The sequence below is a fragment of the Burkholderia sp. AU4i genome (genome assembly GCF_000466765.1).
Lineage (GTDB): Bacteria > Pseudomonadota > Gammaproteobacteria > Burkholderiales > Burkholderiaceae > Burkholderia > Burkholderia cepacia.
Genome location: NZ_ASSI01000310.1, coordinates 21,586 through 32,172, shown reverse-complemented (window position 1 = coordinate 32,172; position 10,587 = coordinate 21,586). Strand labels below are relative to the sequence as shown.

The window sequence follows — 10,587 nt, the reverse complement described above, 5'->3', positions numbered from 1 at the left end:
CTCCGCCTCTCCGCCTCTCCGCACCGACGCCCAACGGCTTCGACACCTCGATTCGCGGGGCCGGCCCGCAACGCTTCCGCGCCGTCCTCGCCGTGCCGCTGCCCGGCCTCCCCGGCGCCAGCGCTCCGCCGCTCGCCGCCCCAACACCCGTTCCGTCGCGAACGCAGCCGTTTTTCGGTCAATTCACCGCGTTCAGGCGCCTTTTTCCACGCGTCGCGCGCTTTGACGGTATGCTATTCGCCAGCCGCGCCGGCCCTGCCCGCTTCCGGGCCGCGCCCGCATCCCGTCACCCAGCAAAAAACACAAGCCACGTGGGAGATCCTATGCAGGTCAAGCTGTTCGCCGCGGCCGCGCTCGCCGCCGCCCTCGCCGCCCCCGGCCTCGCCGCCGCCAAGCCGCTCACCGTCTGCACGGAATCGAGCCCGGACGGCTTCGACGTCGTGCAGTACAACTCGCTCGTCACGACCAACGCGTCGGCCGACGTGATCTTCAACACGCTCGTGTCGTACGACGAAGCCGCGAAAAAGGTCGTGCCCGCGCTCGCCGACAAATGGGAAGCGAGCGCCGACGGCCTCACGTACACGTTCCACCTGCGCCCGCACGTCGCGTTCCAGACCACCGACTATTTCAAGCCGGGCCGCGCGCTGAACGCGGACGACGTCGTGTTCACGTTCTCGCGGATGCTCGACGATTCGAACCCGTGGCACAAGGTGGCCGGCGCGAGCGGCTTCCCGCACGCGCAGTCGATGGGCCTCGTGAAGCTCGTGAAATCGGTCACGAAGGTCGACGACAGCACCGTGAAGTTCGTGCTCAACGAACCGAACGCGACGTTCGTGCCGATCCTGACGATGGGCTTCGCGTCGATCTACTCGGCCGAATACGCGGACCAGCTGCTGAAGGCCGGCAAGCAGGCCGACCTGAACGCGAAGCCGGTCGGCACCGGCCCGTTCGTGCTGAAGAGCTATACGAAGGACGCGCTGATCCGTTACGACGCGAACCCGACGTACTGGGGCACGAAGCCGAAGGTCGACCGGCTGATCTACGCGATCACGCCCGACCCGTCGGTGCGCCTGCAGAAAGTGAAGGCCGGCGAATGCCAGATCGCGCTGTCGCCGAAGCCGCAGGACGTGCTCGCCGCGAAGGGCGAAAGTGCGCTGAAGGTCGTGCAGACGCCCGCGTTCATGACCGCGTTCGTCGCGCTGAACACGCAGAAGAAGCCGCTCGACAACGACAAGGTGCGTGAAGCGCTGAACCTCGCGTTCGACCGCGCGACCTACCTGAAGGTCGTGTTCGACAACACCGCGACGGCCGCGAACAACCCGTATCCGCCGAATACGTGGAGCTACGCGAAGGACGTCGCGCCGTATGCGTACGATCCCGCGAAGGCGAAGCAGCTGCTCGCGCAGGCCGGCCTCCCGAACGGCTTCTCGACGACGATCTGGACGCGCCCGACCGGCAGCGTGCTGAACCCGAATCCGAAGGTCGGCGCGGAACTGCTGCAGGCCGACCTCGCGAAGATCGGCGTGAAGGCCGAGGTCAAGGTGATCGAATGGGGCGAACTGATCAAGCAGGCGAAGCTCGGCCAGCATGACATGCTGTTCATGGGCTGGGCCGGCGACAACGGCGATCCGGACAACTACCTGTCGCCGCTGTTCAGCTGCAACGCGGTGAAGTCAGGCATCAACTTCGCGCGTTTCTGCGACGCGCAGCTCGACAAGCTGATCGCCGACGGCAAGTCGACCGCCGACCAGGCGAGGCGCGCGAAGCTGTACGAAGCCGCGCAGAAGATCATCCACGATCAGGCACTGTGGATTCCGCTCGGCTACCCGACCGCGGCCGCGCTCACGCGTACGAGCGTGAGCGGCTATCACGTGAGCCCGTTCGGACGGCAGAACTTCACGACGGTCGCCGTGCAGTAACGCGACCCTCGCGCGTGGCACGCAAGCGACGGTGCGTCGGGCCGTCGCTTGCGGCCCGCGCACCGCGCTTGCTACACTGCGCGCTCATTCCTCATACCGGACGCCAGCCAAAGTGAACAACTAAGCCTTCCCGAAATGTTTTCGCCGCCGTGCCACGCACGCCGCGCGCGAAGGTCTTCACGCATTTTTGGAGGTGCTTATGGCTGCTGCCACGCCCACCGGCGCGCTCGTCGCGCTTCATCACGTTTCCTTCCGCTTCGACGACGGCGTCACGCTGTTCGATTCGCTCGACCTTTCCATCGACCGCACGCCGACCGGCATCGTCGGCCGCAACGGCATCGGCAAGAGCCAGCTCGCGCAACTGATCGCGGGCCGCTGCGCGCCGAGCACGGGGACGATCGAGCGGCACACGCCCGTCGTCTACGTCGCGCAGCAGCATGACGACGGCAACGCGGCGGCAAACCCGCGCACCGTCTCGCAGGTCGCCGCGCTCGATGCGCCGCTCGGCGCGCTCGCGCGTCTCGCGGACGGCCGCGCGGAACCGCACGACTTCGACCTGATCGGCGATCGCTGGGATCTCGCGGAACGGCTGCGCGCGGCGCTCGACGCGGCCGGCCTGCCTCCCGACGCCGTCTCGTTCCGCTTCCTGCCGCCGGCCGATACGATGCTTGCGCTCGCAACCGGTTCGATCGATGCGTGGGCGACCTGGGAGCCCTATACCGCACTCGCGGAAACGAGCGGGCGCGCGCGCGTGCTCGTCAGCGGCCGCGGGCTGTGGTCGGGCCTCAGCTACATCGCGGCGACCGACGCGGCGATCGCGTCGAAGCGCGACGTGCTGCACGATTTCCTGCGGCGCGTCGTGCGCGCGCAGGCCTGGTCGTACCGGCATGCCGACGCGTATTCGGCGGCGCTCGCGCGCATCATCGGCATTCCGCCGGCGGCTGCGAAGCTGCAGTTCGAGCGCCGCAACACGCGCTGGTTGCCGATCGACGCGACGGTCATCGCCGAACAGCAGCGCACGGCCGACTTCTACCTGAAGGCGGGACTGCTGCGCCAGCCGCTCGACGTGCGTACCACGTTCGACCCCGGCTTCCCGCTCGCATGACCGGCCGCGTGACGCAGCGCAGCCGTCCGAACGGCTGCGGCGCGATCTGGCACAATCCCAGTCTCGCCATCCGCCTTCAGCCAGCGTCATGCCAGCCATCGCCGAACTCTTCGTCTATCCGATCAAATCCTGCGCCGGCATCGCGCTGTCGCGCGCGCAACTGCTCGAAACGGGCCTGGCGTACGACCGCCACTGGCTGATCACCGACCCCGCCGGACAGATGATCACGCAGCGCACGCACCCGCGCCTCGCGCTGATCCGCACCGCACTGAACAACGATGCGCTCGTGCTGAGCGCGCCGGGCATGCGCGAGATCCGCACGCCGCTCGACGGCGACGTATCGCCCGCCACGCCGAAAATGGCCGCGACCGTGTGGCGCGACACCGTCGATGCGATCGACACGGGCGCCGAAACGGCCGCCTGGCTCACCGAATTCCTCGGCACGCCCGCGAAGCTCGCGCGCTTCGCGCCCGACGCGCGCCGCGGCTGCAATCGCAAATGGACCGGCGAGATCGCGACGCACACGCAGTTCGCGGACGGCTACCCGCTGCTCGTGATCGGCCAGTCGTCGCTCGACGACCTGAACGCGCGGCTCACCGCCAAAGGTGCACCGGCGATTCCGATGAACCGCTTCCGGCCGAACATCGTGGTGTCGGATCTCGACGCGTACGAAGAGGATTTCGTCGAGCATCTCGACACGGAAGGTGCGTCGCCCGTGCGGCTGCGGCTCGTGAAGCCGTGCACGCGCTGCCCGATGCCGACGATCGACCAGGTCACCGGCGCGCCCGATCCCGCGTGGCCGCACGAGCCGACCGACACGATGCAGACCTATCGCGCGAACCCGAACTTCGGCGGCGAGCTGACGTTCGGCATCAACGCGATCGTCGTCGAAGGCGCGGGCGGGTGGCTCGAAGTCGGCCAGGCGCTGGAAGCGGAGATCGGGTTCGGCGATTGAGGCCCGCACACGGCACCGCTCACCCGATCACATCGTCTTCGTAGCCCGGAAGCCGCCCGAGCGGCTTCCTACTGCCTGCTAATCGCCTCCCGCTTACCCGTTACCGCTCCCGGCTGCCCACATCGCAACTCGCCATCACGCGGCATGCGCCCCCGCGTCGTTCGCCGCCGGCAACCGGATCGTCACGACCAGCCCCCCGCCGGCCGCATCGGCCAGCGTCACCGTGCCCTGATGCACGCGCGCGATCTCCCGCACGATCGACAGCCCGAGCCCCGTCCCTTCGACCGTCTGCGTCTTGCTGCCGCGATGGAAGCGCTCGAACACCGCGTCGCGCTCGTCCGCCGGCACGCCCGGCCCGTTGTCGATCACGTCGAGCCGCGCATGCGCCCCGTCGCGCGACACGCGTACCGTAATCACCGCGCGATCGCCCGCATAACGGATCGCGTTGTCGATCAGGTTGCCGATCATCTCGCCGAGCAGGTCGGGCTGCCCGTGCACGTCGATGTCGGCTTCATGCTCGAAGCCGAGATCGATGTCGCGTGCACGTGCGACCGGCGACCAGTCGAGCGTCACGCTGCGCGCGAGCCGGTGCAGCGCGACCGGCTGGTGGGCAACAGCGTGGCCGCTGTCCGAATCGAGCCGCGACAGCGACAGCAGTTGCTGGACGATCTTCGCGGCCTGCCGCACCGCGCCGTTCGCGCGCCGCAGGTGCCCGTTCGCACGCGGCTGCTCGTCGGGCCGCAGCGCGAGCTCGACGCCCGCCTGCACGGCCGCGAGCGGCGTCTTCAGTTGATGGGCCGCGTCCGCGAAGAAGCGGCGCCGCGCGACCTGCATCCGCTGCGTCCGGCCGATGTACTGGTTGATCGACTCGACGAGCGGCGCAAGTTCGCTCGGCATCGCGCCGGTATCGAGCGGCGTCGTATCGTCCTCGCTGCGCGCGGCGACCGTCGCCGACAGCCGGTTCAGCGGCCGCAGCCCGCGCCCGACGCCGAGCCACACGATGCCGAGCGCCAGCACGACCAGCAGCCCTTCCTGCAGCAGCGACCCCACCAGGATCTCGCGCGCGAGCGCCTGGCGCGCCTCGATTGTCTCGCCGACCATCACCCACACGATGCGCGACTGCGCGGTCGGCACGTCGTGCACCGGGATGCGCAGCGCGGCCATCCGCAGCTGTTCACCGCGATAGACGACGTCGTAGTAGCGCGTGACGAACAGCGCACCGTCGCCCGCGTCGCGCCCGTGCGGCAGCGGCAGGTCCGGGTAGCCGGTGACCGTGTGGCCGTTGTCCTCGCGGATCAGGTAGTAGATCTTGCCGCCGTCGCTCGATTCGAGCATTTCGAGCGCGAGATACGGCAGGTCGACCTCGATCTCGCCGTCATTGAGCCGCACGCCTTCGCGGATCGACTTCAGCGACGACGACAGCGTGCGGTCGAACGCGACGTGCGCGGCGTTCATCGCGCGCTGGTACGTGAGCCACGAGTCGAGCGCGAGCAGGCCGAGCAGCGGCAGCAGCAGCCACAGCGCGACCTGCGTGCGCAGGTTCGGGCGGGGCATCATGCGTTCCGCCGGGCCGCCGCAACGACGCCACGCGCCGCGTCGGGGCGCAGCGAACCGCCGCGGATGGGCGGGACGCTCATTCCGCCGCCTCCGCCCTCGCCTCCAGCAGATAACCGAGCCCGCGCAGCGTGACGATCGCGACACCCGTGTTCTCGAGCTTCTTGCGCAGCCGGTATACGTAGATCTCGATCGCATCGGCGTTGACCGATTCGTCGAGCCCGAAAATCTTCTCCGACAGCGTTTCCTTGTTGATCGCACGGCCGTTGCGCAGGATCAGCACCTCGAGCACCGAACGCTCGCGCGGCGTGAGCGATAGCGGCTCGCCCGCGAGATGGAAGCTGCGGTCGATACTGTCGTAGGAAAGCGGCCCGCATTCGACCCGCGAATGCTCGTGGCCGAGGCTGCGGCGGATCAGCGCGCGGGCGCGCGCCTCCAGCTCGGTCAGCTCGAACGGCTTCGCGAGATAGTCGTCGGCGCCGAGATCGAGCCCCTTCACGCGATCCTCGACCGACCCGTGCGCGGTCAGGATTAGCACCGGCACCGGATTGCGCCGCGCGCGCAGCCGCCGCAGCACTTCCAGCCCGTCGAGCTTCGGCAGCCCGAGATCGAGGATCACCAGCGCGTAATCCTGCGTGCGCAGCACGTGGTCGGCCGCCTCGCCGTCCGCCATGTGATCGACAGCGAAGCGCGCCGCGCTCAGCGCGTCGCTCAGCGACTGGGCGAGGTTCGGGTTGTCTTCGACGAGCAGCACACGCATGGGGATTCCGGGAAGGTCAGCGACAGGCCGCTACATTACATGATCCTTTCCATCGCGACGCCTCGCGGAAACACGGGTTGCGCCGCGGGCCCGCCCGCGCGTCGGCCGGCCCGCCGACTGTCGCCGAACGCTCAGCGCTCGGCGGCGGCGGCGCGGCTTCGCGGCGCGAAACGCGAACCTTCACCTGCGTGCCGCCGCTCGCGCAGGCCGACCACCACCGCCAGGAACGCGACGCTCGCCCCGGCCGTGACGACGATCATCGGGCGCGCGGTACCGTCCGACAGCCACGCCAGCACGCCGCCGCACGCGGCCGTGATCGCCATCTGGATAAAGAAGAACAGCCCGGACGCCGTCCCGGCGATCGTCGTGTACGGCTGCATCACCGCGAACTGGCAGGCCGGGATCGCGATCCCGACGGCGATCATCACGAAGAACATCGGGACGACGAGCGCCGCCACCGCCGTCGGCGCGACCGCTCCGCCGATCCACAACGCGGCGGTGCCGGCCAGATTCACGCCCGCCGCCGCCGCGATGACCGAATCGGCCTTCCAGCGCGTGCCGGTCCGTGCGAACACGTGCGAGCCGATCAGGTAGCCGAGCACGGTCAGGCCGAAGATCGCGGCATACACCGGGCCGGATACGCCGCGCTGCCGCTGGAACAGCGTCGACGATTCCGCGATGAACGGGTAGTACGTGCAGTACGCGAAACTGATCGCGAGCGAGTAGCGCAGGAAACGGCGCTCGCGCAGCAGGCCCGCGTAGGTCCGCAGGAGCCCCGCGCCCGGCGCCGGCCGCGCGTCGCTTTCGCGGGTCTCCGGCAGGTAGCGCAGCACCATCGCCGCCGCGACCACCCCGCCCGCCGCCAGCGATCCGAACACGCCGCGCCATCCGAGCCACTCGGCCAGCGCGCTGCCGGCCAGCGGCGCAATCACGGGCGACAGCGCCATGCCGGCCGAGATCCGGCCCAGCATCGTCGCCTGCATCGCGGCCGGGAAGCGCTCGCGCACGATCACCCGCCCGACCACCGTGCCGCAGCAGCCGCCCAATGCCTGGAAAATGCGTGCGGCGACGATCGCCGCGATGCTGGTCGAGCACGCGCAGGCGACGCTCGCGACCACGTAGAGGCACAGGCCGCCGATCAGGACGGGGCGACGGCCGTAACGGTCGGACAACGGCCCCGACACCAGCATCGACAGCGCATAACCGACCATGTAGAGCGTCAGCGTGAGCTGCAACTGGGCGTCGGTGCCGTGCAGCGTGTCCGCCATCGCCGGCAGCGACGGCAGGTACGCATCGATCGTGACACGCGGCAGGCACACGACGAGCATCAACAGGAACAGCCAGCCCCACTGGGGTAATGAACGCGTTTTCATGCGGTGAGCCCGCCTCCGGTCGGATCGATGTGGTCGACTGAAATCTAAGGTCAAAGTGATATAAGCTGAAGGGCCATTAAATTCGACCCTGACTGGACCACTATGGCGCGAGGCAAAGCCGCGATACCGCTCGATCTGCCGTGCCCTGCCGGGCTGTCCACGGGCAATCCGCAGTCGAAGCAGGCGTGCATCGCCGACGCGCTACGCGATGCGATCCTGAAACGCCTGCTCCCCGGCGACAGCCCGCTGCCGTCCAGCCGCACCCTCGCGGCGCGCTGGGGCGTCGCCCGGGGGACGGTCGAGGCGGCATACGACCGGCTGTGCTCGGAGGGGTACATCGCCCGCGCGCAAGGGTCGGGGTCGCGGGTATGCGCGGTGGTACCGGACAGCTACCTGCGCGCGGCCGCGCAATCTCGCGACAACGGCGCGCCCCCTGTCGACGCGCGCCCCGCGCCGGCGCGCACGACCGACGCCGCCGAGCCGGAACAAGGCGTGCGGCCGGGCGTCCCGTTCGTCGCGCGGCTTGCCGATCCCGGCCTGCTGCCGATGCAGCAATGGAAAAAGGCGCTCGGAGCCAGCCTGCTTGCCGCGACGGCGAACGACCTCGGGGCGACGCCGGCACAAGGCGTCGAAAGCCTGCGCGACGAAATCGCCGCCTACCTGCGCGAATATCGCGGCATCCCGTGCAACGCCAGCGACATCTTCATCACGACCGGCATCCGGCATTCGATCGATCTCGTCGCGCGCACGCTGCTCACGCCCGGCTCGACGGTGCTGATGGAGGACCCCGGCTACGCATCGGCCTGGCAGATCTTCACGATCGCGGGCGCGACCGTGATCGACGTGCCGGTCGATCGGGAAGGCATCGATACCGCGTCGCTGGACCGCCATCCCGATGCGCGCGCGGCCTACGTGACGCCCGCCCACCAGGCGCCGCTCGGCGTCACGATGTCGGTGTCGCGCCGGCTCGAACTGCTCGACTGGGCGCAGCGCACCCGCGCGTGGATCGTCGAAGACGACTACGACGGCGAATTCAGCTACCAGACCGCCCCGCTGCCCGCGCTGAAATCGCTCGACGCGTGCGATCGCGTGATCTACTGCGGCTCGTTCAACAAGACGCTGTTCTCGGGGCTGCGCATCGGCTTCATGGTCGTGCCGGCGGCACTGCGGCCGGCGCTGTCGGCCGTGTGGCACGCGACCGCGCGCTCGGTCGGCGTGGCGCCGCAGCTGGCGCTGGCCCACTTCATCGCGCACGGCGATTTTGCGAAGCACCTGCGCGCGGCGCGTCACGCGTACCGACAGCGGCGCGACATCGTGCTCGACCAGTTGGCGAAACACGCCGGCGGACGGTACACGGTGTCCGGCGAACACGCGGGCTTTCATTTCGTGCTGTGGCTGCCGCCCGGGATGGACGACGCAACGTATGTCGCGCAAGCCCGGGCGGCCGGCATCGAGTTGCAGCCGGTCCGCGGATTCTGTCGAAGCGCGCGGTGCGCAGCAGGCGTCGTCGTCGGGTACTCGGCGCTGACGGCCGCACACGCGCGGCATGGCGGCCGGCTGCTCGCCAAGCTGCTCGCGCCCCCCATCTAGGCGCCCCCGCCGTCGTTGCCGCGCCCCGCGGCAACCCGCTTCCCTCCGTTGCCGGATCGTGCCGCGCGCCGCGAAACGTCGGATCGCCGCCGCATCGACCTCGGGAAATCCATGACACGAACGACGCGATTGTGAACTGAAATGAAAGCGGGCTGAAAGTGCGCCGCAATTAACATCCGCGTCACTCGAACAACACCTAGACGTAACTGGAGGAAGACATGCCGTTTGCACCGAAGCACCTCGCCGCCGCGCTGGCGGTCGTTCTGGGCACTGCCGCGGGCAGCGCCGCCGCGCAGGTTCCGGCCGGGTATCCGGGGAGTTACCAGGGCGTGATCGACGCCGCGAAGAAGGAAGGCAAGCTGATCGTCTACTCGACGACCGACACGGGCCTCGTGCGCCCGCTGATCAAGGACTTCGAAAGCCTGTACGGCGTGAAGGTCGAGTACAACGACATGAACAGCACCGAGCTGTACAACCGCTACATCAGCGAGAACGCGGCGAGCAGCACCAGCGCCGACGTGCTGTGGAGCTCGGCGATGGACCTCCAGGTCAAGCTCGTCAACGACGGCCTGATGGCGTCGTACGATTCCCCGGAAGGCCCGAACGTGCCGCAATGGGCGCAATACCAGAAGCAGGCGTACGGCACGACGTTCGAGCCGCTCGCGATCGTCTACAACAAGCGCCTGATCCCCGAAAACGAAGTGCCGAAGACGCGCACCGACCTGATCAAGCTGCTCACGTCGCAACCGGACAAGTTCAAGGGCAAGCTCACGACGTACGACGTCGAGAAATCCGGCGTCGGCTTCAACGCGCTGACGCAGGACGCGCACCTGAACGAGAAGGTCACGTGGGAACTCGTGAAGGCCATCGGCAAGACCGGCCCGAAGCTGCAATCGAGCACCGGCGCGATGATGGAACGCATCTCGTCGGGCGAAAACCTGATCGGCTACAACATCATCGGTTCGTACGCGTACGCGAAGGCGAAGAAGGACAAGTCGATCGGCTACGTATTCCCGAAGGACTACACGCAGATCGTGAGCCGCCTCGCCACCATCTCGAAGAAGGCGAAGAACCCGAACGCCGCGAAGCTGTGGGTGGACTACCTGCTGTCGAAGCGCGGCCAGACCATGATCGCGAACCAGGCGAACCTGTACGCGATCCGCACGGACGTGACCGGCGAGACGTCGGCCGCGAGCCTCACGAAGGAACTCGGCGATTCGCTGAAGCCGATCCAGATCGGCACCGGCCTGCTCGTCTACCTGGACCAGTCGAAGCGGCTCGCGTTCCTGAAGCAATGGCAGCAGGCGATCAAGAGCTGATCCGCTGATCGG

Annotated in this window: 8 protein-coding genes; 5 read left to right on the top strand and 3 right to left on the bottom strand. The window is 68.5% G+C overall.

Annotated features, from left to right (window positions below):
* Window positions 1–323: 323 nt before the first annotated feature.
* The 3 genes from L810_RS41410 (at window position 324) to L810_RS41400 (ending at window position 3,979) form a co-directional block, all read left to right on the top strand.
* Entirely contained in the window at window positions 324–1,919 is a 1,596-nt protein-coding gene (locus tag L810_RS41410) for an ABC transporter substrate-binding protein (protein WP_021164072.1), read from the top strand.
* A 199-nt stretch (window positions 1,920–2,118) separates the two neighbouring features.
* Complete coding sequence (locus tag L810_RS49685) at window positions 2,119–3,024, top strand: ABC transporter substrate-binding protein (RefSeq protein ID WP_021164071.1); 906 nt, start codon at window positions 2,119–2,121, stop codon at window positions 3,022–3,024.
* A gap of 88 nt (window positions 3,025–3,112) precedes the next feature.
* Window positions 3,113–3,979, top strand: a complete 867-nt coding sequence (locus L810_RS41400) for an MOSC domain-containing protein (protein ID WP_021164070.1) — start codon at window positions 3,113–3,115, stop codon at window positions 3,977–3,979.
* A 135-nt stretch (window positions 3,980–4,114) separates the two neighbouring features.
* Here L810_RS41400 and L810_RS41395 read toward each other — a convergent pair whose 3' ends face one another.
* The 3 genes from L810_RS41395 to L810_RS41385 form a co-directional block, all read right to left on the bottom strand.
* Complete coding sequence (locus L810_RS41395) at window positions 4,115–5,533, bottom strand: sensor histidine kinase (protein ID WP_042978283.1); 1,419 nt, start codon at window positions 5,531–5,533, stop codon at window positions 4,115–4,117.
* Window positions 5,534–5,612: 79 nt separating this feature from the next.
* Window positions 5,613–6,293, bottom strand: a complete 681-nt coding sequence (locus tag L810_RS41390; RefSeq protein WP_021164068.1) for a response regulator — start codon at window positions 6,291–6,293, stop codon at window positions 5,613–5,615.
* A gap of 131 nt (window positions 6,294–6,424) precedes the next feature.
* Complete coding sequence (locus L810_RS41385; RefSeq protein WP_021164067.1) at window positions 6,425–7,666, bottom strand: multidrug effflux MFS transporter; 1,242 nt, start codon at window positions 7,664–7,666, stop codon at window positions 6,425–6,427.
* 102 nt (window positions 7,667–7,768) lie between these two features.
* Between L810_RS41385 and pdxR the strand changes: the two genes are divergently transcribed.
* Complete coding sequence (gene pdxR / locus L810_RS41380; RefSeq protein WP_021164066.1) at window positions 7,769–9,256, top strand: MocR-like pyridoxine biosynthesis transcription factor PdxR; 1,488 nt, start codon at window positions 7,769–7,771, stop codon at window positions 9,254–9,256.
* Window positions 9,257–9,474: 218 nt separating this feature from the next.
* The gene (locus L810_RS41375) at window positions 9,475–10,575 is read left to right on the top strand and encodes an ABC transporter substrate-binding protein (RefSeq protein ID WP_021164064.1); all 1,101 of its coding nucleotides are present in this window, start codon (window positions 9,475–9,477) and stop codon (window positions 10,573–10,575) included.
* The last annotated feature ends 12 nt before the right edge of the window (window positions 10,576–10,587 follow it).

Excerpts from the sequence above, each read along its gene's own strand:
- L810_RS41410 (WP_021164072.1), top strand. The coding sequence starts at position 324 with ATGCAGGTCAAGCTGTTCGCCGCGGCCGCGCTCGCCGCCGCCCTCGCC.
- L810_RS41385 (WP_021164067.1), bottom strand. The coding sequence starts at position 7,666 with ATGAAAACGCGTTCATTACCCCAGTGGGGCTGGCTGTTCCTGTTGATG.
- L810_RS41375 (WP_021164064.1), top strand. The coding sequence starts at position 9,475 with ATGCCGTTTGCACCGAAGCACCTCGCCGCCGCGCTGGCGGTCGTTCTG.
- L810_RS41395 (WP_042978283.1), bottom strand. The coding sequence starts at position 5,533 with ATGCCCCGCCCGAACCTGCGCACGCAGGTCGCGCTGTGGCTGCTGCTG.
- L810_RS41400 (WP_021164070.1), top strand. The coding sequence starts at position 3,113 with ATGCCAGCCATCGCCGAACTCTTCGTCTATCCGATCAAATCCTGCGCC.
- pdxR (WP_021164066.1), top strand. The coding sequence starts at position 7,769 with ATGGCGCGAGGCAAAGCCGCGATACCGCTCGATCTGCCGTGCCCTGCC.
- L810_RS49685 (WP_021164071.1), top strand. The coding sequence starts at position 2,119 with ATGGCTGCTGCCACGCCCACCGGCGCGCTCGTCGCGCTTCATCACGTT.
- L810_RS41390 (WP_021164068.1), bottom strand. The coding sequence starts at position 6,293 with ATGCGTGTGCTGCTCGTCGAAGACAACCCGAACCTCGCCCAGTCGCTG.